We start from the raw sequence: 25,571 nt of genomic DNA, 5'->3' as shown, positions 1-25,571 counted from the left end.
GGCGCGGTTGCCGAGAATGGGGGCACGAACCGAAGGTAGCCGGGAGGGGCATGGGTGTGAAGGACGGATTCGACGAGCGGGGCCGCCGACGCGTGGTGGTGGTGGTGAGCGGTGGGACGAACGGCATGGGACGCGCGTTCGCCCTGGCCCGGGCGCGAGCGGGGGACTCCGTCGTGGCCCTCGGCAGCGACCCCCAGAAGGGGCGGCGGCTCCTCGACGAGGCGGAGGAGGCGGGCGCGGCGGGCCGGACGGAGTTCCTGCGCGCCGACCTGTCCACCGTCTCCGGGACGCGCGAGGCGGTCGCGCGGATCGCCGCCGGCCACGACACCGTCGACGCGCTCATCCTGTGCGCCAACCGCCAGCACCCCCGGCGCACCGTGACCGAGGAGGGTCTGGAGCGCACCTTCGCCCTCTACTACCTGAGCCGCCACGTACTCGGGGAGGGGCTCGGCCCCCAGCTGCTGCGCTCCCCCTCACCCGTGATCGTCAACGTCGCCGGGGTGGGTGCCCGTGCGGGGCGGGTCCACTGGGACGACCTGCGGCTCGAACGCCGCTACAGCACGGTGCGGGCCCAGCTCCAGGCCGGTCGCGCCAACGACCTGCTGGGGGTGGCGCACGCCGCCCGCACCGGAGGGGCGGTCCCGTACGTCCTCTACCACCCCGGGTTCACCCGCAGCGGCGATCTCGGCCCCCTCTCCGCGCCGGCGCGGTTGCTGCTCCGGGTGCTGGCCCGGATCGCCGCCCGCCCGGTGGAGCGCTCCGTGGCACCGCTCCACGGTTTCGTCGACGCCCCGCCGAGGGCGCCGCTGACCGCCGTCGACCGGGGCCGGACGCTCCCTCTCGACCTGCCCACGCTGGACCCCGGGAACGCGGACCGGCTGGCCGAGGTCACGCGGGCACTCCTTCGGGAGGTCGACCTCGGGGTCCCCGGGGAGGGCTGACCGCCGTCGACCGGGGCCGGGGACCGACAGGGGCGGGGCGGGGTCAGGCGGGGAGGGCGGCGCCGGTGAACAGCACCAGCGTCGGCAGCGCCAGGTTGTTGACCGAGTGCACGGCCACGGCGGGCCAGACCGATCCGCTGCGGCGCATCACCTCGGCCGCGACCACCCCGACCACGAAGGCGGCGGGCAGGATGACGTTCACCCCGTGGAAGACCGCGAAGATCGCCGAGCTGCCCAGGACCCCGACCCAGGGGCCGAAGCGGAGCAGCGCGTTGGCGACGACACCGCGGAACAGCAGCTCCTCCCCGATGGGGGTGAGCACGGCCAGGAACAGGAAGGTGAGGGCGAGCGCGACCGCGCCGCCGCCCGCCGTCTCGTGGTACACGCCCTGGGGGTCGCTGTCGTAGCCGGTCAGCGTGGTGATGCCGAGGACCACCAGTCCCTTCACCAGTAGCGCCACCAGCCCCCATCCGGCACCGGCGAGCATCCAGCGCCAGGTGGTGCGGCGGACCCCGAAGGCCGCGAGGGAGCGCGGGCGCACGGCGTACGCGACGCCGAACCCCACGAGACCCCCGACCCCCGACCACGCGGACACGATCAGGCCGTACACCAGCGGGTCCGGGTCCAGCCCGACCGGGCCGAGGAACACGAGGACGACGACGCTGATCGCCATGCCGAGCAGGCCGAGGACGACCTCGGGCCACCCGGGGCGGAGCGGTTCCGCTTCCGGGGCCGGGGCGGTGTGCGGGGTGGTCATGACGGTCTCCTCGGCTGCGGTGTCGATGTCGTACGTGCTGGACCGGTGTCGTCCGCGACGGCTTGTCAGCGGCGCGGTTCCCAGCGGAAGATCCGGGCGGCGAGGGCGACCGCGACGACGACCCACGCCAGGCTGGGCGCCAGGAGCAGCAGGGACTCCCCGAGGGGCGTCCCGCCGTTCCACGCGCCGACCACCAGTTCGGCGGCCGACCCGCCCGGCAGCAGGCGCTTGACCAGCGTGAGTTCCTCGGTGCCGGTGAACCCCACCCAGCCGGAGACCACGAGCACGCCGAGCATGACGGGCAGTGTGGTGACCTGCGCGTGTTCGGGCGAGTGGGTCACTCCGGCCGTGGCCAGCGCCAGGCCGAGCATCATCGCGACGGTCACGAGGACCGCCGCCACCAGCAGGAGGGGGTCGGCGGGCGCCCCGGCGACCACCGACAGCACGCTCAGGACCATCGTGACCTGGACGAGGGTGATGGCGGTGACCGGCAGCAGCAGCCCGGTGAGGATGCGTACGTCGTCCACGGCCGTCGAGCGCAGCCGCTTGAGGAAGAGGTTCTGGCGGCGGGAGGCGAGCGTGGTCACGGCCGTCGTGTACAGGGCCATCACCACGACGAGGAACATGAGTACCGAGGCGACGACCCCGAGGTCGAGCAGGTCGGGTGCCCGGTCGTGCAGGTACATGTAGAGGGCGCTGCCCGCGAGGGGCACCGCGAGCATGGTGACCAGGACGAGCCTGTTCCGGAGAATCTGGATCAGCTCACTTCGAGCGATGGCGAGCATGGCGGGTTCCTTCGCGTGTGGGATGGTTCGAGTCCGGGGCGGGAGCGGGGGTGGACGCTACTTGGAGCCGATGGCGCGGAACACGTCGTCGAGCCGGGTGGGCCCGGCCTGGAGGTCGCCCAGGGCGACGCCGTGGTCCCGGGCCCAGTCCAGGAGCGCGTGCAGGTCCTTCTGGAGGGCGGTCGTCTCGACGAGCAGGGACCCGTCGCCCTGCCGTACCGCGCTGGGCGGCGGCTCCGGGGCGGAGGCCTCCAGGGTGAACCGCACCGTGGCGGGCAGGGCCCGGGTGAGTTCGGAGACGGTCCCCTCCCGGTGGAACACCCCCTGGTGCATGAGCCCGATCCGGTCGGCGCGCTGCTGCGCCTCCTCCAGGTAGTGCGTGGTGAGGACGATGGTCGACCCGTCCTCGCGCAGGCGGTCCACGGCGTCCCACAGGTCGTCGCGGGACTGGATGTCCAGGCCGGTGGTGGGCTCGTCCAGGAAGACGAGTTCCGGAGCGCCGTACACGGCGGTGGCGAAGTCCAGCCGCCGCTTCTCGCCCCCGGAGAGCTGCGAGACGCGGGTTCCGGCCTTCGCCGAGAGGCCGACCACGCCCAGGAGGCGTTCGACCCGGTCGGTACGCCCGGAGAGGACGCCGATGAGGCGCACCGACTCCCGCACGGTCAGGTCCGGGGAGAAACCGCTCTCCTGGAGCATGACGCCGGTGCGGGGGCGCACGGCCCGGCGGTCGCGCGGGTCGTGGCCGAACACCCGGACGCTGCCCGAGGTGGCGGCGCGGTGGCCCTCGACCGTCTCCAGGGTGGAGGTCTTGCCCGCGCCGTTCGTGCCGAGCAGGGCGTACAACTCTCCCCTGCCCACCTGGAAGGTCAGGTCGCGAACGGCGTGGAAGTCGCCGTACCGCACGTTCAGGCCCCGGACGTCGATGACGGGTGTCGCTGTTGTTGAGGTCATGCCCCCATTCCAGCGGCGTGGGCGGTTCGGCGGCAGTGCGGCCGCGTCACCACCTGGCCGTGACATCCGCCCGGTCCGGAGGTGACGTGGTGTCACTGGTGCGCGGCCGGGACCCGCGCCGATACTGGGACGGTCCGCGCCGTCCTCCCCGAAGGGGTCCGTATGCCGTCAGAGCCCGCCGAGGTGACGCAGGGGCAGTTGCGCGTGCTCAACCTGGGCATCGTGTTCGGTTCGATCTCGGCGGTCGGCGCGCTGCTCATCTCGATCAACGCCCAGAACCTCGCACAGACCCTGGTGTTGGGGCTGGCTCTGGCGGCGGCCCTGGTCTCGATCCGCGAGTGGACCGGTCGGGTCTTCTGGGCCGTGGCGCTCACGTGCCTGGCCGTCAGCTCGACCGCGCTGGTCGTCGGGGTCCTGGTGCTGGACAGCGCGTCGGCCTCCTTCGGAGTGTCCGTCGTGGGCACCGTCGTGGTCCTGCGGCTGCCGGACCGGTACCGGCGGCCGGTGGCCTGGTCCCTGGTCGCCCTCGTGGTCGGCGTCGTCACCCTGAAGGTGCTCACCGCGCCCGGCGGTCTGGGCGACGCCCTGAAGGAGTACGTCGTGGGCGCGGTGAGCGTGGCCGTGGTGGGCGTGGTCTTCGCGACCCTCAACCACCTGGTGGCCGGGTTCGTCTCGGAACTGGAGCGGGCGGGTGAGCGCGAGGCCGAGTTGGCCGTGGCCAGGGAGCGGGTGCGATTCGCCGGGGACCTGCACGACATCCAGGGCCACACGCTGCACGTGGTGAAGCTGAAGGTGGCGTTGGCCCGCAAGCTGGTGCACTCGGACGCCGACCAGGTGGAGCGGGAGCTCGACGAGGTGTACTCCCTGGTGGGCGAGACCATCGCCGAGACCAAGGAGCTGGCGCACGCGCAGCGGCGGCTCAACCTCTCGGCGGAGCTGGAGAACGCCCGGAACCTGTTCGAGGCGGCCGGGATCACGGTCCGCGTCGAGCACGCGGACGGGGACGAACCGGACAGTCGGGTGGCGGAGACGCTCGGCCAGGTGCTGAGGGAGACGACCACCAACATCCTGCGGCACGCCCGGGCCGAGCACGTACGGGTCACGCTCACCGGTACCGGCATCACCATCGTCAACGACGGCGCGGACGGCGAGGAGCCGCCCGCGCTGGGAGGTCTGGCCGCCCTGCGTGTCCGGGTGGAGCGCGACGGCGGCACACTGACAGTGGAACGGGGGGACGGGCGCTTCGTGACCGCCGCCGCGTTCCCCGGACGGAGGGACGACCGATGACCAGTGTGGTGCTCGCCGACGACGAGGCCCTGTTGCGCAAGGCCCTGGCGGCCCTGTTGCCCATGGAGGGGGAGGTCACCGTACTGGCCGAGGCGCACGACGGGGAGTCCGCTGTGGCGGCGACCCTGGAGCACCGCCCCGACGTGCTCGTCATCGACCTGGAGATGCCGGGTGTGGACGGTCTCGGCGCCGTGGCGCGCATCCGCGGGGAGCTGCCCGACCAGGTGATCCTGATGCTGACCCGGCACGCCCGCCCCGGTGTGCTGCGCCGGGCGCTCCGGCTGGGCGTGCAGGGCTTCGTGAGCAAGTCCGCGGAGCCCGCGCACATCACGACCGTCATCGGCGCCCTGCACGAGGGCCGCAGGTGGGTGGACCCGGACGTGTCCGCGCTGGCGGTGATCGACGACTGCCCGCTCACCGAACGGGAGGTCGACGTGCTGCGGGCCACCAGCGACGGCTACTCCGCAGTGGAGACCGCGGCCCGACTGCACCTGGCCGAGGGCACGGTGCGCAACTACCTGTCGAACGCGATGCGCAAGACCCAGACCCGGACCAGGCACGAGGCGGCGCGCTACGCCCGGGAGCACGACTGGCTGTGACCGGACGGGGCGCGGGCGCCCCGGGGTACCGGGTCCCCGTACGGCCCGATTCCGGTAAGATCCCGTGCGAATCCACCCGCCCTCGGAAACGGCCCCATGCACCCCCTGCGTCCAGAGGACCCCCGACGTCTCGGTCCGTACCGCCTGCTGCGGCGGGTCGGCGCCGGAGGTATGGGCGTGGTGTTCCTCGCGGTCGCGGCCGACGGCGACGGGGACGACCTGGCAGCGGTGAAGGCGGTCCGCGCCGAGTACGCGGAGGACGCCGAGTTCCGGGCCCGGTTCGCCGGGGAGGTGGAGCTCGCCCGCCGGGTGCGCGGCCCCTACACCGCGAGGGTGCTGGACGCCGACACCGAGGGCCCGCGCCCGTGGCTGGCCACCGAGTACGTGTCCGGTCCCTCCCTGCACCACGCGGTACGCGACGGCGGCCCCTTCCCCGAGGACTCGCTGCGGGCCCTGGCGGCAGGGCTGGCGCGTGCGCTGGACGCCATCCACTCGGTGGGGTTGATCCACCGGGATCTGAAGCCCTCGAACGTGCTGCTGTCCCCGCGCGGACCCCAGGTGATCGATTTCGGGATCGCCCGGGCCACCGACGCCACCGCGCTGACCAGGACCGGACAGACGCTGGGGACCCCCGCGTACATGTCGCCCGAGCAGGCGACCGGAGCCCACCTGGGGCCGGGCAGCGACCTGTTCGCCTTCGGTGGTGTGCTGCTCTTCGCGGGGACCGGTCGGCAGCCCTTCGGCACCGGCGACCCCGCCGCGCTGCTGTACCGGGTCGTCAACGAGGAGCCGGACCTGGACGGGCTGCCGGAGGGGCTGGCGCCGCTCGTGGACGCCTGCCTGGCCAAGGCTCCGGCCGACCGGCCCGCGTTGGCCGAGGTACTGGCCGAGCTGTCGGGCACCGCGCTGCCCGAGGCCGGTGCGGACGACCCCACCGCCTGGCTGCCCACCGCGATCGCCACCCGGGTGATGGGGACGGTGGCCTACACCCGTGCGCAGGCGGTCGCCCCGGACGTCTCGGGCACCGAGGAGTCGCTGGCGGAGGGTGGTTCCCGGGAGGCGCCCGGGGCACCGGAGGCCGCTGGAAACGAGGACGAGGACGCCGGAGCGGACGGGCCCATCGGGAGCGCTGGCGCCCTCGGGACCACCCGGGCGGGCCGGTCCACGGACGACACGGACTCCCCCGGAACCGCCGGTGCGGGAGACGCTGCGCCGACTACGGAGCCGCCCGGGACCGACGACGCGCGAGAGGTCGCGACGGGGCACGGGGCCCCCGGGGAGCGGGAGTCCCGCGGGGCCGTCGGGACCGAGGCCGCCTCCGGCGGTTCCGGGATCGCGGGTGGCGAGGACTCCGGTGGGAACGGCGAGGGCACCGGGACGGCCGGTGTCGTCGGCGCCCCCGGAGCGGACCGGGAAGACGGGGCGCCCGACGCACCGAACGGGGGCGACGCGCACGGGGACCAGGTCCTCAGCGAGCTGCCCAGTTGGGCGCGGACCGGGGGTTCCTCCTCCGCGCTCCCCTCCACCGGCGCGGCACGCGGGGTGGGGAGCACCGAACGCCCCGTGCCGGACGCGGAGCCCCCCGCCGAGGGAACTCCCGGAGCGGGCAGCACCGACACGGGAGACGCGCCCGGCACGGGACGCGCACCCGGAGCAGGAGCCACACCCGACGCGGCAGGCACACCCGGCACTCGCCGCAGGTCCGGAGCCGCGTCCGCGCCCGTGCCGTCCACCCGGGACGCCGCACGACCGGCGCCCGGGTCGCCCGCGGGTCCCGCCGCCCCGGCGGCCCGTCGCGACGTCGACGCCCCCGACCCGGCGTCCGGGAAGGTCCTCGGGGGCACCGCCGTCACGGCTCTGGTGCTGGTGGTGGGGCTCGTTCTGGCCATCGACTCGCGCGACGCCGCGGACGAGGAGCGGGCCGAGGCCACGACGCCGTCCGCACCCCGAGACGCCGCTCCGACACAGGAGGCCGCCCCTGAGGAGGAACCGGCGGAGATCGAGGACGTCACCTTCCTCGACGGGGACCGGTTCGCCATCCTCACCAACGCGGGCGTGCACCTCTACGAGACGGACGAGAGCGCCCCGATCAGACGGCTGGACGACGAGTCCGACCCCCGCAGGCTGGGCCGCTCGGAGCTGGTGTCCGACCCCACGGGTTCGTCGGTGGCGGTGCAGCGCGGGAGCCCGACCCGTTCCACCGTCTTCGTCTGGGACCTCGACGACGACGAGGAGTACGAGGTGACCCTGGCCGAGGGGTTCGGCGGCGGGGAACCCCTGGCGCTCTCCCCCGGTGGCGGGAACCTGTACGCGGGCCCGGGCCTGGTGTCCGGCCGCGAGCGCGAGGAGGTGATCGCCTACGACACGCGCAGCGGCGAGGAGGTGTACGCCGTCGACATCCCGGAGAACGGGGAGGGGCTCAAGGGAACCGTGTCGGCCCTGGGCACCACCCCGGACGGCACCCTGCTGATCGCGGCCCTGACCACCGGGATCGCGGTGTGGGACGCCGGAACCGGCGAGCCCGTGCCGGGCGTTCCCGAACTGCGTGAGTGGTCGACCAGCGTCTCGGGCCCCATGGCGGTCTCGGACGGACTCGTGGCGGCCGCGTCCTACGAGCAGCTCCTGCTGGTGGACCCCCGCTCCGACCGGGCTCCCGAGAGCTTCACGGTGCCCTTCGACGGAGACCCGGCCTCCCCGGAGTCCGAGCCCTGGATCACCTCGCTGTCCTTCGGCGAGGACGGCGACACCATCGTCGCGGCGGGCCATGTCGGCCAGCAGCAGGGCTACATCCAGGTGTGGGACCGTGACGGCACTCCCGTGAACGAGCGCTGGTCCTCCTCCGAGCAGTACAGGGCCGTCCGCGCGGCGCCCACCGGAGGGGACGTGCTGGTGGCCCCCTACCTCCTGGGGAACGAGCGGCCCCATCCGCTGCGGCTGCTGGACGGCGACCTGAGCGTCGCCATGGAGTACGAGCTCCCCACCGTGACCGACGACGCCTGAGGAGCCCCGCGTGGCCTGTGCCCTGTTCGACCTCGACGACACCCTGCTGGACCACGACTCGTTCACGCGCCTCACCCTGCGTCTGCTCGCGCGATCACCGATGCGCGCGGCCGGGGCCCTGATCGTGGCACCCCTGGTCGCGGTGGCGTTCGCCCGGCGCTCCTGGCGCGTACACGCCGGGTCGCTCCTGCTGTGGGTGGGCACGGTGGGCGTGGACGACGCCCGACTGCGCGGGATCGTCCGCGACCACGTGGCCGACCTGGACGTGCGCTCCCGGCTGAGGCCGGGCGGCGCCGCCGCGCTGTCGCACCACCTCGACGCCGGGGACGACGTCGTCGTGGTCACCGCCTGCGCGGACCTGCTCGCGACGCCCCTGTGCCGGGAGATCGACCCGCGTGTGCGGGTGGTCGCGTCCACGCTCCGGCGGCGCTGGGGCGGTCTGGTCGCGGACCGCCACTGTCACGGTCCCTCCAAGGCCGCGATGATCTCGGCGGCCGGGGTGCGCGGCGGCGTCGGCCACGCCTACGGCGACAGCGTCTCGGACGCGCCGATGCTCGACCTGGCCGACACGGCCCACTTGGTGAACATGTCGGACGCGGACACCGCGCGCACGCGCGGACTGCTCACCGGCCCGGGGCTCGTGGTGCGCGCGGAGTGGCCCGTGCGAGGGCGGACACGAAACCGGCCCGACCGGTGAGGGTCGGGCCGGTGACGCGGGCGGCGTCCGAGGGGTGGGTCCCCGGGGGCTCCGGGAGCCCGGGACCAGCCCTCGGGACGCGCCCGGGGTCGAACTAGACCAGGTCGAACCGGTCGGCGTTCATGACCTTGTTCCACGCGGCGACGAAGTCCTGGACGAACTTCTCCTTGGCGTCGTCGGAGGCGTACACCTCGGCGACGGCGCGCAGCTCCGAGTTGGAGCCGAACACGAGGTCCACGCGGCTGCCGGTCCACGTGACCGCGCCGGAGGCGTCCTTGGCGACGAAGGTCTCCGAGGTGGCGGAGTCGTCACCGGTCGCGTACCAGTTGGTGTTCAGGTCGAGCAGGTTGACGAAGAAGTCGTTCGTCAGCGCGCCCGGCCTGTCGGTGAACACGCCGACCTCGGAGTTGTCGAAGTTGGCGCCCAGCACGCGCAGGCCGCCCACCAGGACGGTGGTCTCCGGGGCGCTGAGGCCGATGAGGTTGGCGCGGTCCAGCAGCAGGTACTCGGCGGGGAGGCGGTTGCCCTTGCCGTAGTAGTTGCGGAAACCGTCGGCGACCGGCTCCAGGTAGGAGAACGACTCGGCGTCGGTGTGCTCGTCGGTGGCGTCCACGCGGCCCGGGGTGAACGGGACGGTGACGTCCTGGCCCGCGGCCTTGGCCGCCTGCTCGACGCCCACGCCGCCCGCGAGGACGATCACGTCGGCGACGGAGACCTTCTTCGCGGAGGAGGCGTTGAACTCGTCGACGATGCCCTGGAGCTTGGCGAGCACCGTGCGCAGCTCGGCCGGGTTGTTGACCTCCCAGTCGACCTGCGGCTCCAGGCGGATGCGGGCACCGTTGGCACCGCCGCGCTTGTCGCTGTCGCGGTAGGTCGAGGCGGAGGCCCACGCGGTGGACACGAGCTCGGCCACGGACAGGCCGGACTCGGCGATCTTCGCCTTCAGGGCGGCGATCTCGGCGTCACCGATGACCTCGCCCTCCTGGGCGGGGAGCGGGTCCTGCCAGACGAGGTCCTCGGCGGGGACCTCGGAGCCGAGGTAGCGGGCCTTCGGGCCCATGTCGCGGTGGGTCAGCTTGAACCAGGCGCGGGCGAAGGCGTCCTTGAAGGCCTGGTGGTCCTCGTAGAAGCGGCGCGAGATCTGCTCGTAGACCGGGTCGACGCGCAGCGACAGGTCGGTGGTGAGCATGGTCGGCTTGTGCTTCTTGCCGGGGATGTGGGCGTCGGGGATGATCTCCTCGGCGTCCTTGGCGACCCACTGGTGGGCGCCGGCCGGGCTCTGGGTGAGCTCGTACTCGAACTCGAACAGGTTCTTGAAGAAGCCCTCGCTCCACTGCGCGGGGGTGGTGGTCCAGGTGACCTCCAGGCCCGAGGTGATGGCGTCGGAGCCCTTGCCGGTGCCGTGGTTGTTCTTCCAGCCCAGGCCCTGCATCTCCAGGCCGGCGCGCTCGGGCTCGGCCTCCAGGTTGCTGTCCGGGGCGGCACCGTGCGTCTTGCCGAAGGTGTGGCCGCCGGCGATGAGGGCGACGGTCTCCTCGTCGTTCATGCCCATGCGGCCGAAGGTCTCACGGATGTCGCGGGCGGCGGCCAGCGGGTCCGGGTTGCCGTTGGGGCCCTCGGGGTTGACGTAGATGAGGCCCATCTGCACGGCGGCGAGGGGCTTCTCCAGGTCGCGGTCGCCGCTGTAGCGCTTGTCGTCGAGCCAGGTGGTCTCGGGGCCCCAGTAGACGTCGGCCTCCGGCTCCCACACGTCCTCGCGACCGCCGGCGAAGCCGAAGGTCTCGAAGCCCATGGACTCGAGGGCGACGTTGCCGGTGAGGATGAACAGGTCGGCCCAGGAGATGTTCTGGCCGTACTTCTTCTTCACGGGCCAGAGGAGACGGCGGGCCTTGTCCAGGTTGCCGTTGTCGGGCCAGCTGTTGAGGGGGGCGAAGCGCTGCTGTCCGGCGCTGCCGCCGCCGCGGCCGTCGTGCGAGCGGTAGGTGCCCGCGCTGTGCCAGGCCATGCGGATCATGAGGGGGCCGTAGTGGCCGAAGTCGGCGGGCCACCAGTCCTGCGAGTCCGTGAGCAGGGCCGCGATGTCGGCCTTCACGGCGTCCAGGTCGAGGGCCTCGAAGGCCTTCGCGTAGTCGAAGCCCTCACCGAGGGGGTTCGACACGGGGGTGTTCTTGGCGAGGATGCGCAGGTTGAGCTGGTTGGGCCACCACTCGCGGTTGCCGTCGCCCTGCGTGGGGTGGGTCAGCGCGTCACCGTGCGCGACGGGGCAGCCACCGGTGTTGTTTTCAGACATCGACTTCCTTACGGGAAGAGGTGAACGTGTGGTTCAGGAGCTGTGCGCGCCGTAGCACTCGGCGCACTCGCCCCAGTAGACGACCTCGGCCTCGTCGATCGAGAACCCGTGGTCAGCGGAGGCGGTCAGGCACGGCGCGTGACCGACCGCGCAGTCCACGTCGGCGATGGCGCCGCAGGACCTGCACACGACGTGGTGGTGGTTGTCCCCCACCCGCGTCTCGTAGCGGGCCACGGAGCCCTGGGGCTGGATGCGTCGCACCAGACCGGCCCCGGTCAGCGCCTTGAGGACGTCGTAGACGGCCTGGGCGGACACCGCGCCGAGTTCCGCACGCACGTGGTCGATGATCGACTCCGTGTCCGCGTGTGGGTGCTCGTGCACGACGGAGAGGACAGCTAACCGCGGGCTCGTCACCCTCAGAGCGGACTCGCGCAGCATGTGCTCGAAATCCGAGGAGGTGGGCATGGGAAGGAGTCTGCCGCCTTTTCTGGAATTAGTCAAATATTGGAGCCAGTCAGGTATCACCGGGGCTCGTCACAAGCGGGCACCTCGTGCTCGAAACCCGGAACCCCGGCCACCGGGGAACATACGAAGCAGGGGCCGTTGCGGGTGCGTTCGGTGGGGGCGGCGATGTCCATGGGGCGCCGTTCCACGCGGGCGCCCCTTCCTTCGGGGCGGGCGGACACAGGGTGGTCCGCCACCGCGCTCACGCCCTCGCGCCGAACCCGCCCGGACGCACGACCGCCCCGCCCGGAGATCCGGGCGGGGCGGGGTGGCGCGGAGGCGGCCGGGGTCGGGGGCCGGTCCGCGACTAGTCGGTCCCGGCCTCCATGGCCGCGTAGTCGAGCAGGTCGTCGTCGGAAACCTCACCACGCGAGGCGATGGTCTCGGCTCCGCCCTCGGGCATCGCGCCGATCAGGCCCGTGGACGCCGCCTGGGCCGCGCCGATCGAGGTCGACGGGGTGCTGTCGCCGACCATGCCCAGCGCCGCGTACTCCTCCAGCTTGGCGCGGGAGTCGGCGATGTCCAGGTTGCGCATGGTGAGCTGGCCGATGCGGTCGCTGGGACCGAACGCGGAGTCCTCGGTGCGCTCCATGGACAGCTTGTCCGGGTGGTAGCTGAACGCCGCGCCGGTGGTGTCCATGATCGAGTAGTCGTCGCCGCGACGCAGCCGCAAAGTCACCTCGCCGGTGACGGCGGTGCCCACCCAGCGCTGGAGGGCCTCGCGCTGCATGAGGGCCTGGGGCTCCAGCCAGCGGCCCTCGTACATGAGGCGGCCCAGGCGACGGCCCTCGTTGTGGTAGGTCGCGAGGGTGTCCTCGTTGTGGATGGCGTTGACCAGCCGCTCGTAGGCGGCGAACAGCAGCGCCATGCCCGGGGCCTCGTAGATGCCGCGGCTCTTGGCCTCGATCACCCGGTTCTCGATCTGGTCGGACATGCCCATGCCGTGGCGGCCGCCGATGGCGTTGGCCTCCAGGACCAGCTCGACGGAGGTGGCGAAGGTCCGGCCGTTGATGGTGACGGGGCGGCCCTTCTCGAAGCCGATCGTCACGTCCTCGGTGGCGACCTCGACCTCGGGGTCCCAGAAGCGCACGCCCATGATCGGGTCGACGATCTCGATGCCGGTGTCGAGGTGCTCCAGGGCCTTGGCCTCGTGGGTGGCGCCCCAGATGTTGGCGTCGGTGGAGTAGGCCTTCTCGGTGCTGTCGCGGTAGGGCAGGTCACGCTCCTGCAACCACTCCGACATCTCCTTGCGGCCGCCGAGCTCGGTGACGAAGTCGGCGTCGAGCCACGGCTTGTAGATGCGCAGGGAGGGGTTGGCGAGCAGACCGTAGCGGTAGAACCGCTCGATGTCGTTGCCCTTGTAGGTGGAGCCGTCGCCCCAGATCTGGACGCCGTCCTCCAGCATGGCGCGGACCAGCAGGGTGCCGGTGACGGCGCGGCCGATGGGGGTCGTGTTGAAGTAGACGCGGCCGGCGGAGCGGATGTGGAAGGCACCGCAGGCGAGGGCGGCGAGCCCCTCCTCCACGAGGGCCTCGCGACAGTCGACCAGGCGCCCGATCTCCGCGCCGTAGTCGGTGGCACGGCCCGGCACCGAGGCGATGTCGGGTTCGTCGTACTGGCCGATGTCGGCGGTGTAGGCGCAGGGCACGGCGCCCTTCTCGCGCATCCACGCGACCGCTACGGACGTGTCGAGGCCTCCGGAGAAGGCGATTCCGACACGTTCACCGACAGGCAGGGAAGTGAGCACCTTGGACATGCAAAAAGTATGCGCCTAAATGTATGAACATGCAAACTGGGGGCGTGACCACGCTCGGGAGACTCCCCGCACCCGGACCGCGACCGTTCGGGGACGGGTGACGGCACGGGCCCCTCGGGGTACCTTCCACGCACGGGCACCCGCCCGCCCCGCCCCCTGCCTCAGGAGCCGCATGATCGTCATCGGAGTGTCCTCCGGGACCTCGGCGGACGGTATCGACGTCGCCGCCGCCCGCATCGACCTGGAGGACGGCGGCGCCGTGGTCCGGCTGACCCCCCTGGGGTTCGGCACCACCCCCTACTCCGCGTCCCTGCGCGAAGCCGTCCGCGCGGCCCTGCCGCCCGCCGCCACCACGATGGAGGCCGTCTGCCGACTGGACACCCGGATCGGCCAGGAGTTCGCGGCGGCGGCCCTCCGGGGGATCGAGGAGTTCGCCGGAGGCCGCGCCGACCTGGTCGCCTCCCACGGCCAGACCCTCTACCACTGGGCGGACGGCGCCACCGTGCACGGCACCCTCCAGCTCGGCCAGCCCGCCTGGATCGCCGAGGCCACCGGGCTCCCCGTGGTGTCCGACCTGCGGGCCGCGGACGTGGCCGCCGGGGGCCAGGGCGCGCCGCTGGCCAGCACCCTCGACCTGCTGATGCTCGGCGGCCGCGCGGAACCGACCGCCGCGCTCAACCTCGGCGGCATCGCCAACGTCACCGTCGTCCGCGAGGGCCTGCCGCCCCGCGCCTTCGACACCGGCCCCGCCAACGCGCTGATCGACGCCGCCGCGCGTCTGGTCACCGGGGGCCGGGCCGACCTCGACGCGGACGGTGCGATCGCGCGTACCGGCCGCCCCGACCCCGTCCTCCTGGAACACCTGCTGGCCGAGCCCTACTACCGGTTCCCCGTGCCCAGGACCACCGGCCTGGAACTGTTCGGGCCCGGTTACCTGGAGGCGGCCCTGCGAGACACGTCCCGGGCCCGGGACGGCGGCCGCCCCTCCGACGGCGATCTGCTCGCGACCCTCGTGGAACTCACCGCCGTCACCGTCGCCGACGCCCTGGAACCCTTCGGGGTGACCGAGGTGCTCGCCTCCGGCGGCGGGACCCGCAACCCGGTGCTGATGGAGCGGCTGGCTGCCCGGCTCGCCCCCGCCCGGCTGGACTCCTCCGAACGGATCGGTCTGGACGGCGACGCCAAGGAGGCCTACCTCTTCGCGCTGATCGGGTTCCTGAGCTGGCACGGGCTGGCCGGCTCCGTGCCGGACTGCACCGGCGCCCGCCGGGCCCCGGTGGCCGGGCGGCTGACCCCGGGCACCGCCCCGTTGCGCCTGCCCGCCCCCTCCCCCGTGCCGCCGCGTCGCCTGTACGTGGAGGCACCGGGCGGCTGAGGCGACGGCCTCGCCCGTACCGCTCCGGACACCCCCAGGAGGACGCAGTGCAGACCATCGACCTCGCCGTCATCGCGGTGTACCTGCTGGCCTCGGCCTGGCTGGGCCTGCGGCTGTCCGGGCGCCAGCGCGACGTCAAGGACTACTTCATCGGCAACCGCCAGCTGCCCTGGTGGGCGGTGTGCCTGTCGGTGGTGGCCACCGAGACCAGCGCCCTGACCGTGATCAGCGTCCCCGGGGTGGCCTACCTCGGCAACGTCACCTTCCTCCAGGTGGCGGTCGGCTACCTGATCGGGCGGGTGGTCGTGGCCTTCCTGCTGCTCCCCCGGTACTACCGGGGCGAGATGACCACCGCCTACGCCTACCTGGGGCTCCGGTTCGGACGCGGCATGCAGGCCACCGCCTCGGTGGCGTTCCTGTTCACCCGGCTGCTCGCGGACGGCGTGCGGCTGTTCGCGGCGGCCATCCCCATGAAGATCATCCTGGACGCGCTCGGGCTGGAGGCCTCCTACTTCGCGATCGTCGCGGCCCTGGGCGCGGTCACGGTCCTGTACACGCTGGTGGGCGGGATCAGGGCGGTGGTCTGGGTCGACGTGCTCCAGATGGGCGTGTACGTGGCGGGCGGCGTGGTCACCCTGGCGGTGATCGCCACCAGCCTGGACGTGAACTTCCTGGCGGTGGCGGCCGACGCCGGGAAGACACAGTTCCTCGACTTCGCCTCCAACCCGGTCTCCGCCCCCTACGCCACGGTCACGGCCCTGGTGGGCGGCGCGCTGCTGTCCACGGCCTCGCACGGCGCCGACCAGATCGTGGTGCAGCGCCTGTTGGGCTGCCGGAGCCTGCGCGACGCCCAGCGGGCCGTGATCGTCAGCGGCGTGGTGGTGTTCCTCCAGTTCGCGCTGTTCCTGACCGTGGGCCTGGCGCTGTACTCGTACTTCGAGGCGGCGTCGGTGGAACGGCTCGGGCTCGCCAGCTCCGACGAGCTCTTCCCGGTGTTCATCGTCGAGGGCCTGCCCGCGGGGGTGTCGGGGCTGCTGCTGGCCGGGATCATGGCGGCGGCGATGAGCACGCTGTCCTCGTCCCTGTCGGCGCTGTCCTCCTCGACCATGGCCGACCTGTACGAGCGGTTCGCCCGCCATCGGCTGTCCGACGCGCGGGCGCTGCGGCTGAGCCGCCTGTTCACGCTCGGCTGGGGCCTGGTTTTCGTCGGGGTGGCCGCGTTCTTCACCGGCACCGACAACCCGGTCGTCGAGCTGGGACTGTCCGTGGCCAGCCTGACCTACGGCGGTCTGCTCGGCGCGTTCCTGCTGGGGTTGTGGGTGCGCCGGGCCCGGCAGACGGACGCGATTCTCGCCTTCGCCGCGGCGGTGGCCGCCATGTCCTGGCTGTTCCTCTTCCAGCCGGGGCTGGGCGGGTTCACCTGGTACACGGCGATCGGGACCGGGATCGTACTGGGCGCGGGGTACCTGCTCTCGCGGCGCCACCCGGACGCGTCCCCCACGGCGGACGCCGGCGGGCCCGGCGCCCCGGAGGGGGCCGACCCCTCCGAAGCGCCCGGACCCGCGCACCGGGGCGGGCGCGCCGAACACACGCCTCCCGCCTGAGCCGCCCGACCCGCCGCGCGGGCGGCGGACCCCGGTCCGGCTACTCGAACTCGGTACCGCCCCTGCGGGTCAGGTAGGCGTCGGAGACGAACTTGACGATCGTCCGGCCGAGCAGGACCCCCGAGAACCGCTCCCGCGCGGGCCGGACGACCACGCCCTCACGCAGGTGGAGGCCGGAACCGCTCCAGGTCTCCGTACCGGAGGCGAGGGCCAGGAGCGCGGCCTCGTCATAGGGCCCCTCGTACAGGACCGGCGCCGACGGGAGGCCGACCTCCGCGAGCAGGGCGGGCAGCTCGGCGGCGTCGATCCACCGGGTGGCGCCGCCCGCGTCCAGCCGGACGTCGAAGACCGCGTAACCGGGCCGCTCTCCGCGACCGGTCTCGCCGTACCCGAGGTCCTGCACGCCCGTGCCGAACACCTCGCCGAACACGCCCACCCGGTCGGCTCCGAAGCGCTCCGCGAGGACGCGGGCCGCCTTGCCGACCCCGTGGGCGGTCACGGCCCTCCAGTAGAGGTTCTCCTCGGAGGGCACCAGCGCGAGGTTCTTCGCGCCCTGCCCCTTGGAGGAGACGAACTCCTCCCCGGTCCCGGCCACGAACGTGTACAGACAGGCAGAGCCGTGGATCTTCTCGGTGGCCACGACCGGCTCCCCCGGGGTGAGGGCGTCCGGGTGGCGCTTGACGTTCTCGACCTCGATCCACCGCAGCAGGTCGGGGGCGGGCAGCATCTCACCGCTCATGTGGAGCGGGATCTCCGGCACCCACTTGGTCACGCCCAGCTCGGCGGCGAAGTCGGTCCCGGCCCCGTGCTCGGCGGCCAGGTCGCGGTCGGCGAGCACCGCTGGGCGGCAGACGATGCCCTGGGAGACCTCTCCGCGCAGGCGGACCGGCCTGACCCTGTTCTTCTTGGAGCCGCCGAGCTTGCCGGTGAGCCCGAGCTCGTCGACCAGCGGTTCGGGAAGGACCGCGTTCTCCGGGATGTAGACCGCCCAGTCCCCGGTGCGGTAGGCGCCTTTGGCGACGACCGCGTGGAAGAGCCCGACCTTGGCCAGTTCCAGCGCGTCGGCGTTGGGGTGGGGCAGGATCGTGAGGCGCTCGGCGGTGACCCGGAGGGTGGACATGTCTCTCCCTGGTTGCGGGGGCACGCGGTCTCGTGCCCGGAGTGTCCGAGTCAGTGTGGACGAGGCCCGCCCGGGCCACAACGCCTTTTTCCCCGGGGTTGCGGCCCCGGTGCCGCCCGCCTCGGGTGTGACATCCGGACACGGCGCCCGCGGCCACCGGGTGGCGCTCAGGGGAAGCGCCGAGGCCCCGGGCCCTCCAGGCCCAGGACGTCCTCCGGGTTGGAGTAGGGACAGGCCACCAGGGACAGGCATCCGCAGCCGATGCAGTTGGAGAACCGGTCCCGCAGGGCGGTCAGCTCCTCGATCCGCCGGGTCAGGTCGTCATGCCACCGACGTGAGATCCGGGCCCAGTCGCGCTTGGTGGGCAGACCGTCCTCCGGAAGCTGGTCGATGGCCTCCTTGATCCGATCCAGGGACAGGCCGAGGCGCTGGGCCGTGCGGATGAACGCGATGGTACGGAGGGTGTCCCTGCGGTACTCGCGCCGGTTGCCCGCGGTCCGGCGACTGCTGATCAGGCCGAGGCTCTCGTAGTAGTGCAGGGCGGACACCGCCACCCCGGCCCGGTGTGCGATCTGTCCAGGCTTGAGCCAGGTCGCCTTGGGGTCCGGATTCGGCATCGGGCTCCTCCACCAGGCGGGTTGACATCAAGTGAACTTGATGAAGTGGACTCTACGCGAACGACTCGGGCGAGGAAATCGGAGCGTGCACATGTCCGTCATCACGATGTGGGGCGACATCAGGTGCCCCTGGTGCTGGATCGGGCGGCGACGGCTGACCGCCGCGCTGGAACGGGTGGGAGGTGAGGTGACCGTGGTGCACCGGAGTTTCCTGCTGGAGCCGGAGGGACCCCGGTCCCGGGACCGAACGGTGCGCGGGGCGGCGCTGAACTCCTGGGGCCTGAGTCCGCAGCGGTGGGAGGCCACCCGGCTCCGGGTGGCCGAGGCGGGCCGCGCCGACGGGCTGTCCATCGACATGGACGGGGTCTTGAGCATCGACTCCCGGCCCGCCCACCGGCTGGTCAAGCTCGCGGTCGCACGGGGGGTCGCCCCGGACCGCGCGTGGGACCGCGCCTTCTCGGGGCACCTGGAACGCCGTGAGGACCTGGCGGACCCCGTGACGCTGCGCGGGATCGGGACCGAACTCGGGCTCGACGGCTCGGAGGTGGACTCCCTGCTGGGCTCCGACCGGTACGCGGACGAGGTCGAGGACGACCACCGGGCCGCCGTGGCGAGGGGAATCGGCACGATCCCCTCCCTGGTGCACGGGGACCGCGTACTGAGCGGGGCACGGAGCGTCGACGAACTGGTGGACTTCCTGACCGGCGTGGAGGCCGTGCGATGAACACCGCCGACGCGGGCGAGGGCGGTCGGCGCGATCGGAGCACCGGGCACCCCTCGTGCGGGAGTTCCCGCCCCGTGGCCGGGGTGAGGTGGTGATCCGGGCGGGGGAGTCGGGCGTCCGGCGGTGACGACGGCCGCCTCCGGCCGTGCGCGCCGGGAGAGAACTCCGGTGCCACCGACCGTGGTTCGGTGGCACCGGGTCGGACCCGGGGTCAGAAGGGGCGGTCTCCGACGATCGCGACGCGCTCGGCCACGCGAGGGTGCGGGTGGTAGTCGTTCACCGCGTAGTGCTGGGTGGCCCGGTTGTCCCAGAACGCGACCGAGTTCGGTTCCCAACGGAACCGCACCTGGTACTCGGGGGTGTGCGCCTGCTGGAAAAGGTGGCGCAGCAGTGCGTCGCTCTCCTCCTTCTCCATCCCGACGATCCTGGTGGTGAAGGAGACGTTGACGAAGAGCGTGCGGCGGCCGGTCTCCGGGTGGACGCGCACCACGGGGTGCTCGACCGGCGGGAAGCGGTCCTGCCACTCCAGGAGCCGGTCGCGGTCGAGGAACCGGACGAACCCGGGGATCACGTCGTGGACGGCGGTGCGCCCCTCGATCCGTCGCTTGACCTCCTCGGGGAGGTTGTCGTAGGCGGCGGCCATGTCGGCCCACAGGGTGTCGCCGCCGACCGGCGGGACCTCCACCAGACGCAGGATGGCGCCGAGGGCGGGCGCCTCACGCCAGGTGACGTCGGTGTGCCAGACGTTCTCGTAGCTGGGCGGGGCCTCGCCCTTGGCGAACCGTGCCACGTGCGCGTCGTCGCCCTGGTCGATGAACGGGTTGGTCTCCAGCTCGCCCCACAAGCGGGCGATCTCCTGCTGGCGGACCGCGTCGATGGGCTGGTCGCGGAAGAAGATCACCTTGAACTCCAGGAGTGCGCGGTTGAGCTCGTCGCGCAGCTCCTCGTCGATCGTGTCGCGGAGGTCGATCCCGTGGATCTCGGCCCCGATGAGGGCACCGAGCGGGCGGACCTCGAACCGCTCGTAGGGGCGGGAGACGACGCCCTCGGGGAGGCGGCGCAGTGTGCGCGGCCCCTCGACCAGCGCGGTGTCCACGGCGGAGGCCTCCCGGAGGGTGCGGGTTGCCGCGGAGTCGGCGGTCAGGGTCATTTTTCCTGCCTTTCTGGTCGGAAATAACGACAAACTGGGGCGTCGGGCACGGGGCCAACGGCGGGTGCTCTGGCGGGGTGTCGGTCGTCGCCTGCCCCCGGCAGGGCGCCATCGTCGCGTCGGACGTCACGGGCCCGGCGGGCCCGGAGGGTCAACGGCGCGGAGGGGAACCCAGACGGCCACGGCGCTGGATCAGGCCCGGCGTTCCGCGACGGGCCCGCGCGGACCGGCGGGCGGTCGGGCGGCTCGGCAAGGGGGTTCCCATAGGAGCGAGGGTGCGGCACCGGAGGCGCCCTGTCAACCACCCGAAACCACGGGAAAGCCACCGATCCGGCTAAGGTAGGCATGCCTTACCTCAGCCGAACGGAGTCCCATGTCCCCCGGTCCCACCCCGCGCGTCCTCGCGTGCGCCCTAGCCCTCCTCCTGCCCCTCACCGCCTGCGGGACCTCCGACGACTCCGCCGGTGACGGCGCCGCGTCCGCCTCCGCCGACGGGGCCTTCCCCGTGACCGTCGAGCACGCGTTCGGCAGCACCACCATCGAGGAGGAGCCCGTCAACGTGGTCACCCTCGGTGTCACCGACGCCGACGCGGTGCTGGCGCTGGGCCTGGTCCCGGTCGGCAACACCGGCTACACGTTCTACGAGTCCGGTCTGGGCCCCTGGACCGACGACCTGGTCGGGGACGCGGAGCTGACCCGGATCGACTCCGACTCCGAGCCCAACGTCGAACAGATCGCCAACCTCGCCCCCGACCTGATCATCGGCGTCTCCGCCGGGTTCGACGAAGGCACCTACGCGACCCTCTCCCAGATCGCCCCCGTGGTCGCCCGCCCCGAGGGCGTGGCCTCCTACACGGTGCCCCGCGACCAGGCGACGGAGATCATCGCCACCGCACTGGGGCGCCCGGAGGAGGGCGCGGCGTTGAACGCGGCCACGGACGAGCTCCTCCAGCGCGCCCGCGACGAGAACCCCGGGTTCGAGGGTCTCACCGGCGCCGCCGTCCTGCCCTACGACGGGAAGTACGGCGCCTACCTGCCCGGTGACGCCCGGGGCCGGTTCCTGATGTCGCTCGGCTTCACCGTCCCGGAGGCCATCACCGAGCGGGACGGCGGCGGCGACTTCTTCGTGGAGCTGTCCACGGAGCGGGTGGACCTGCTCGACGGCGACCTGCTGCTGGTGATGAGTGACGACGCCGACTACGACATCACCGAGGGAGCCGCCGTCTTCGAGTCGTTGGACGTGGTGCGCGACGACGCCGTGGTCACCACGTCGTTGGACGAGCGGGGCGCGGTCACCTACAACTCCGTGCTCTCGGTGCCCTACGCCCTGGAGCACCTGCTCCCGCGTATCGGCGAGGCCGTCTCCTGAGGGGCGCGGCCCCGACGCCCTCGGAGGCGGGCGCCCCGGGTCGGCCCTGGTGGGCGCGGGGCCGACCAGGCTCCCGCCCCTCATAGGCTGGAATCTCCGGGGCGCTCCGCGCCCGTCCACCCCGCCCGCCCCGTCGGCACGTCCCAGATCGGAACCCCTTGTACCTGTCCCGCATCAGCCTCGACCCCAAGCGCAGCGCCGGAATGGAACAGTGGGCGGTGATGGGCCGGGCGATCCGCAGGGCCCTGGACCCCGATCCCGAGGCCGAGGCCCGCCTGCTCTGGGTACGCCTGTCTCCCACGATGCTCGTGGTCAGCTCCGACACCGCTCCCGCCTGGGGCAAGATCCCCGGTGCCGTGTCGGCCTCGATCCAGCCGTCGGTCCGGCACACGGAGGGTGAGACGGTCCGCTGGGAGCTGGTCACCGCACCGACCGCCCAGCGCGAGACGGCCCCGGCCGAGGAGGGCGGGAAGCCGCGCAGCAAGAAGGTGGCCCTGCCCGAGGAGGAGTTCCGGTCGTGGCTGGACGCCAAGCTGGGTGAGGCCCTCCAGGTGACGTCGGCGCAGTGGAAGAGGTTGGGCGGTCGGCCCGCGCGCCACCACTTCACCGGTGAGGCCGTGGTGCGGGACGGCGAGGCCCTCCAGGAGCTGGCCCTGAACGGGATCGGCGGGGGGACCGCGACCGGGGCGGGGCTACTCCTCACCTCGCCGCTGGAGAGCCGCTGACCGTGTCGAGGAGGCGTGGGTCGGTGACACGGCCACAGAAAGCCCCATTGCGGGATTTCTACGAAAAAGCTCTCATTCCGCCCATCTGTCGCAACCTCGTGTAGGAGTGTTGCATTCGGCGGGCAAATCATGAAGGTTTTCTCCTAAGCCCGAGCTGACCGCCGCACACGGACACCCGCAGGAGCGCCCCGACCGGGGGCGCCTCCCGTGTCCCCGGCCGTGCGGCGCAAGCCTGAAGGAGCAACCTTGGCGTACCCGAACCGGAACCGGCCCTCCACCGACCACGAGACCTCGGCTCCGATCCCCCGCACCGCCGCACCGCGCACCCGGCCCCGGACCGCGCTCCTGGCCGGAGCCCTGGCCACGGCGCTCACCGCGGCTCTGGTCCACGCGCCGCAGGCCGTCGCCGCGCCCGCGCCCCTGAACCCGCCGACCTGCGAGACCGACCCGGAGGCCCCGCCCAAGCACCAGATGCGGGCCGAGTGGATCGCCGGAGTGCTGAACATCGACTGGCCCTCCCGGCAGGGCCTCACCCCCGCGGAACAGCAGGCCGAGCTCACCGACCTGTACGACGGGGCCGTCGACAACGGACTCAACGCGGTGTTCGTCCAGGTCAGGCCAACCGCCGACGCGTTCTGGCCGTCGCCGTACGAGCCCTGGTCCGAGTGGCTCACCGGCGAGCAAGGCGGCGACCCGGGGTACGACCCGCTGGAGTTCGCCGTGGAGCAGGCGCACGAACGCAATCTGGAGTTCCACGCCTGGTACAACCCGTACCGCGTGGCCATGCACGAGGACGTCGACGCCCTGGTCGAGGACCACCCCGCGCGCCAGAACCCCGACTGGGTGTTCGAGTACGGCGGGAAGCTGTACTACGACCCCGGCGTCCCCGAGGCACGCGAGTTCGTCATCGAGGCGATGATGCACTCCGTCGAGAACTACGACATCGACGGCGTGCACTTCGACGACTACTTCTACCCGTATCCGGTCTCGGGGGCGACCATCCCCGACCAGGACACCTTCGCCGAGCACGGGACCGGGTTCGACGACGTCGAGGACTGGCGGCGGAACAACGTCGACCTCATGGTCGAGGGCATGAGCGACGCGATCAACGCCGTCAAGCCGCAGGTGAAGTTCGGGATCAGCCCGTTCGGGATCTGGCGCAACTCCAGCACCGACCCGAACGGCTCCGACACCAACGGCTCGCAGTCCTACGACAACCAGTTCGCCGACAGCCGCAAGTGGGTGCTGGAGGGCTGGCTCGACTACATCAACCCGCAGGTGTACTGGGAGATCGGTCTGCCCGTCGCGGACTACTCCGTGCTCGTCCCCTGGTGGGAGGAGGTGGCGGCGGGCACCGACACCCACCTGTACATCGGGCAGGCGGCCTACAAGGCGGGCAACGCCGGAGCCTGGGAGGACCCGAACGAGCTCTCCTCGCACCTGGATTTCAACCGCGACCACCCGGGTGTCCAGGGTGACGTGTACTTCAGCGCCACCTCTTTGCGCACCAACGCGAAGGAGGCCATGGACATCGTCGTCGAGAACCACTACTCCAGCCCGGCCCTGGTACCGGTGAAGGAGGACCTGGGCGGCACCGTCCCGGCCCCTCCGAGGGTGGGGGTGAACGGCGCGGGCGCCCTGGAGATCACGCCGGGGCCGGGTGAGGCACCGGCCTACTACGCGGTGTACGGCTTCGACGGCCGGCCCGCCCGGGGCCAGGCCCCCTGCGGGATCGAGGACCCGCGCACCATGCTCGGCACCGTGCGCGCGGGCGACGACGGGTCCGCGACGTTCGCGGTCCCCGAGTCCGGCGACACCACGTACTACGTGACCGCCGTGCACCGGCTGCACCACGAGAGCCGCGCCAGCAAGCCGCAGTACCTCCCGTAGGAGCTCTCCGACGGGGCCCGGCACGCGCACGTGCCGGGCCCCTACCCGTTCGACCTCGGGTGATCGCCCGGGCACCCCGCGTTCGTACCCCATCGGGGTAGGGGTATGCTGGCGCGCATGTCGCCGTGGGAACCGAGCAGCCGCACGGGACCCGCCTGGGCGCGGGCCCTGCTCATCGCCGTACTGTTGTTCGGCTTCGCCGCCATGTACACGCTGGGCCACCTCCAGCACGACGGGCACGCCCCGTCGGGCTCCCCCGCGATCCAGCTCGGCCAACCCGTCCCGGCACCGCACGCGGTGCCGCTGTACGCCGAGACGGACGACGACCGCCCCTCGGCCCTCCCCCACGTCGCCGAGGTCGCCGGCACCCCGTGGGACCACGGTGACAGCGCTCCCTCCGGTTCGGCCCACGCGGCGATGGCCGCCTCCGCGAGCGCACCGGACCTGCCCGAGCTCGACCCGACTTCGGTGTGCCTCACCCTCGGTTCCTTCGCCGTGGTGCTGCTCGGAGTGGCCGCCATCGCCTTCGCGCGCTGGCCCGGCCCCCCGGCCGACCCCTCCACCCCGTTGCGGCGGGCGCCCCTGCCGCCCGTCCCCACCCCCGACCAGCCCTCCCTGGCCCGTCTCCAGGTGCTGCGCGTCTAGATGCCCGCGCGGGACCGGCACCCATCGTGCCGACCGCGCGCCCCCGCGCCACCCCACGGCCGCGCCGGACCCGGTTCCCGCGCGGCGAGGAGACATCACAGAGGAAGGGTCGACATGACCTCGTACCAGCGTGCCCTGAAGAAGCGAGCCCTCACCGCGGCCGCCGCCGCGCTCGCCACCGCCCTGTTCGCCACCGCCTGCGGGGACGGGGGCGACGGCACCGCCGACACGACTCCCGAGAGCGAGGAGCGGGTGGCGGAGTCCAACGACGCGGACGTGATGTTCGCGCAAATGATGATCCCCCACCACGAGCAGGCGGTCACGATGGCCGATCTGGCCCAGACCCGGGCCGGCGAGGAGGTGCGAGAACTCGCCGTGGAGATCCGTGACGCCCAGGGCCCGGAGATCGAGCAGATGGAGGCGCTCCTCGACTCCTGGGGCGCCGACCGGGAGCCGGAGACCGACCACTCCGACATGGACGGCATGCTCTCCGAGGACCAGATGGCCGAGCTGGAGGCCGCCGAAGGCGAACGGTTCGACACCCTGTTCCTGGAGTTCATGGTGCTGCACCACGAAGGAGCCGTGGACATGGCCCGGGCCGAACTCGACGACGGTGTCAACCCCGAGGCGCGCGAGCTGGCCCAGGAGATCATCGACGCCCAGGAGGGCGAGATCCGGCAGATGAACGAGATGCTGGGCGTCGACGGCTCCGGCGACCAGGGCTCCGAGGACGCGGGCCCGAGCGAGGACGGCGGCGACGGCGACCACTCCGGTCACTGAGGTCC

General features: G+C 72.6%; 23 protein-coding genes. 13 read left to right on the top strand and 10 right to left on the bottom strand.

Going from position 1 to position 25,571, the window contains the following annotated elements:
* Positions 1 to 50: 50 nt before the first annotated feature.
* On the top strand, positions 51 to 941 hold the full coding sequence (locus tag ABZ635_RS08580) for an SDR family NAD(P)-dependent oxidoreductase (protein ID WP_357760999.1): 891 nt from the start codon (positions 51 to 53) through the stop codon (positions 939 to 941).
* Positions 942 to 984: 43 nt separating this feature from the next.
* On the opposite strand, the gene ABZ635_RS08575 is transcribed toward ABZ635_RS08580, so the two are convergent.
* The 3 genes from ABZ635_RS08575 to ABZ635_RS08565 form a co-directional block, all read right to left on the bottom strand.
* On the bottom strand, positions 985 to 1,698 hold the full coding sequence (locus ABZ635_RS08575) for a type II CAAX endopeptidase family protein (RefSeq protein WP_357760996.1): 714 nt from the start codon (positions 1,696 to 1,698) through the stop codon (positions 985 to 987).
* A 65-nt stretch (positions 1,699 to 1,763) separates the two neighbouring features.
* Complete coding sequence (locus ABZ635_RS08570) at positions 1,764 to 2,483, bottom strand: ABC transporter permease (RefSeq protein ID WP_357760993.1); 720 nt, start codon at positions 2,481 to 2,483, stop codon at positions 1,764 to 1,766.
* Positions 2,484 to 2,540: 57 nt separating this feature from the next.
* Positions 2,541 to 3,434, bottom strand: coding sequence for an ABC transporter ATP-binding protein (locus ABZ635_RS08565; RefSeq protein ID WP_357760990.1), 894 nt, complete (start codon positions 3,432 to 3,434; stop codon positions 2,541 to 2,543).
* A gap of 162 nt (positions 3,435 to 3,596) precedes the next feature.
* On the opposite strand from ABZ635_RS08565, the gene ABZ635_RS08560 reads away from it, so the two are divergent.
* The 4 genes from ABZ635_RS08560 to ABZ635_RS08545 all read left to right on the top strand — a co-directional run bounded on the left by ABZ635_RS08560 (position 3,597) and on the right by ABZ635_RS08545 (position 9,017).
* Positions 3,597 to 4,721, top strand: coding sequence for a histidine kinase (locus ABZ635_RS08560; protein WP_357760988.1), 1,125 nt, complete (start codon positions 3,597 to 3,599; stop codon positions 4,719 to 4,721).
* Entirely contained in the window at positions 4,718 to 5,320 is a 603-nt protein-coding gene (locus ABZ635_RS08555) for a response regulator transcription factor (protein ID WP_357760985.1), read from the top strand. Before ABZ635_RS08560 ends, ABZ635_RS08555 begins: the two co-directional genes overlap by 4 nt.
* Positions 5,321 to 5,416: 96 nt before the next feature.
* Positions 5,417 to 8,320 (top strand): protein kinase, encoded by a 2,904-nt coding sequence (locus tag ABZ635_RS08550; protein WP_357760983.1) that lies wholly within the window; start codon positions 5,417 to 5,419, stop codon positions 8,318 to 8,320.
* Between the two features lie 10 nt (positions 8,321 to 8,330).
* Positions 8,331 to 9,017 (top strand): haloacid dehalogenase-like hydrolase, encoded by a 687-nt coding sequence (locus ABZ635_RS08545; RefSeq protein ID WP_357760980.1) that lies wholly within the window; start codon positions 8,331 to 8,333, stop codon positions 9,015 to 9,017.
* 94 nt (positions 9,018 to 9,111) lie between these two features.
* On the opposite strand, the gene katG is transcribed toward ABZ635_RS08545, so the two are convergent.
* The 4 genes from katG to argG all read right to left on the bottom strand — a co-directional run bounded on the left by katG (position 9,112) and on the right by argG (position 13,567).
* The gene (katG, locus tag ABZ635_RS08540; protein ID WP_357760977.1) at positions 9,112 to 11,307 is read right to left on the bottom strand and encodes a catalase/peroxidase HPI; all 2,196 of its coding nucleotides are present in this window, start codon (positions 11,305 to 11,307) and stop codon (positions 9,112 to 9,114) included.
* Positions 11,308 to 11,340: 33 nt separating this feature from the next.
* Positions 11,341 to 11,772 (bottom strand): Fur family transcriptional regulator, encoded by a 432-nt coding sequence (locus ABZ635_RS08535; protein WP_357760974.1) that lies wholly within the window; start codon positions 11,770 to 11,772, stop codon positions 11,341 to 11,343.
* A gap of 56 nt (positions 11,773 to 11,828) precedes the next feature.
* Entirely contained in the window at positions 11,829 to 11,960 is a 132-nt protein-coding gene (locus ABZ635_RS08530; RefSeq protein WP_357760971.1) for a hypothetical protein, read from the bottom strand.
* A 158-nt stretch (positions 11,961 to 12,118) separates the two neighbouring features.
* Positions 12,119 to 13,567 carry an argininosuccinate synthase gene (gene argG / locus ABZ635_RS08525; protein ID WP_357760969.1) on the bottom strand — a complete coding sequence of 483 codons (1,449 nt, stop codon included), beginning with the start codon at positions 13,565 to 13,567 and terminating at the stop codon, positions 12,119 to 12,121.
* 172 nt (positions 13,568 to 13,739) lie between these two features.
* Between argG and ABZ635_RS08520 the strand changes: the two genes are divergently transcribed.
* Positions 13,740 to 14,942: an anhydro-N-acetylmuramic acid kinase gene (locus ABZ635_RS08520; RefSeq protein WP_357760966.1), complete on the top strand. Its 1,203-nt coding sequence runs from the start codon at positions 13,740 to 13,742 to the stop codon at positions 14,940 to 14,942.
* 47 nt (positions 14,943 to 14,989) lie between these two features.
* Positions 14,990 to 16,546, top strand: a complete 1,557-nt coding sequence (locus ABZ635_RS08515; RefSeq protein WP_357760963.1) for a sodium:solute symporter — start codon at positions 14,990 to 14,992, stop codon at positions 16,544 to 16,546.
* Positions 16,547 to 16,586: 40 nt separating this feature from the next.
* Here ABZ635_RS08515 and ABZ635_RS08510 read toward each other — a convergent pair whose 3' ends face one another.
* Positions 16,587 to 17,666, bottom strand: coding sequence for an RNA ligase (ATP) (locus ABZ635_RS08510; protein WP_357760960.1), 1,080 nt, complete (start codon positions 17,664 to 17,666; stop codon positions 16,587 to 16,589).
* A gap of 167 nt (positions 17,667 to 17,833) precedes the next feature.
* A complete protein-coding gene (gene soxR, locus ABZ635_RS08505; protein ID WP_357760958.1) occupies positions 17,834 to 18,283 on the bottom strand; it encodes a redox-sensitive transcriptional activator SoxR in 450 nt (149 codons plus the stop codon).
* A gap of 91 nt (positions 18,284 to 18,374) precedes the next feature.
* Between soxR and ABZ635_RS08500 the strand changes: the two genes are divergently transcribed.
* On the top strand, positions 18,375 to 19,007 hold the full coding sequence (locus tag ABZ635_RS08500; protein WP_357760955.1) for a DsbA family oxidoreductase: 633 nt from the start codon (positions 18,375 to 18,377) through the stop codon (positions 19,005 to 19,007).
* 211 nt (positions 19,008 to 19,218) lie between these two features.
* Here ABZ635_RS08500 and ABZ635_RS08495 read toward each other — a convergent pair whose 3' ends face one another.
* Positions 19,219 to 20,157 (bottom strand): TauD/TfdA family dioxygenase, encoded by a 939-nt coding sequence (locus ABZ635_RS08495; RefSeq protein ID WP_357760952.1) that lies wholly within the window; start codon positions 20,155 to 20,157, stop codon positions 19,219 to 19,221.
* 373 nt (positions 20,158 to 20,530) lie between these two features.
* On the opposite strand from ABZ635_RS08495, the gene ABZ635_RS08490 reads away from it, so the two are divergent.
* The 5 genes from ABZ635_RS08490 to ABZ635_RS08470 all read left to right on the top strand — a co-directional run bounded on the left by ABZ635_RS08490 (position 20,531) and on the right by ABZ635_RS08470 (position 25,566).
* A complete protein-coding gene (locus ABZ635_RS08490; RefSeq protein ID WP_357760949.1) occupies positions 20,531 to 21,526 on the top strand; it encodes an ABC transporter substrate-binding protein in 996 nt (331 codons plus the stop codon).
* A gap of 158 nt (positions 21,527 to 21,684) precedes the next feature.
* A complete protein-coding gene (locus ABZ635_RS08485; RefSeq protein ID WP_357760946.1) occupies positions 21,685 to 22,251 on the top strand; it encodes a type I-E CRISPR-associated protein Cas6/Cse3/CasE in 567 nt (188 codons plus the stop codon).
* A 246-nt stretch (positions 22,252 to 22,497) separates the two neighbouring features.
* Entirely contained in the window at positions 22,498 to 24,141 is a 1,644-nt protein-coding gene (locus tag ABZ635_RS08480; protein WP_357760943.1) for a family 10 glycosylhydrolase, read from the top strand.
* A 117-nt stretch (positions 24,142 to 24,258) separates the two neighbouring features.
* Positions 24,259 to 24,786 carry a hypothetical protein gene (locus ABZ635_RS08475; protein ID WP_357760941.1) on the top strand — a complete coding sequence of 176 codons (528 nt, stop codon included), beginning with the start codon at positions 24,259 to 24,261 and terminating at the stop codon, positions 24,784 to 24,786.
* 114 nt (positions 24,787 to 24,900) lie between these two features.
* A complete protein-coding gene (locus tag ABZ635_RS08470; RefSeq protein WP_357760938.1) occupies positions 24,901 to 25,566 on the top strand; it encodes a DUF305 domain-containing protein in 666 nt (221 codons plus the stop codon).
* The last annotated feature ends 5 nt before the right edge of the window (positions 25,567 to 25,571 follow it).

This window comes from Nocardiopsis sp. NPDC007018 (genome assembly GCF_040635075.1).
Taxonomy (GTDB): domain Bacteria; phylum Actinomycetota; class Actinomycetes; order Streptosporangiales; family Streptosporangiaceae; genus Nocardiopsis.
The sequence above is the reverse complement of the archived record's forward strand: the minus strand, read 5'-3'. Positions and strand labels throughout refer to the sequence as shown.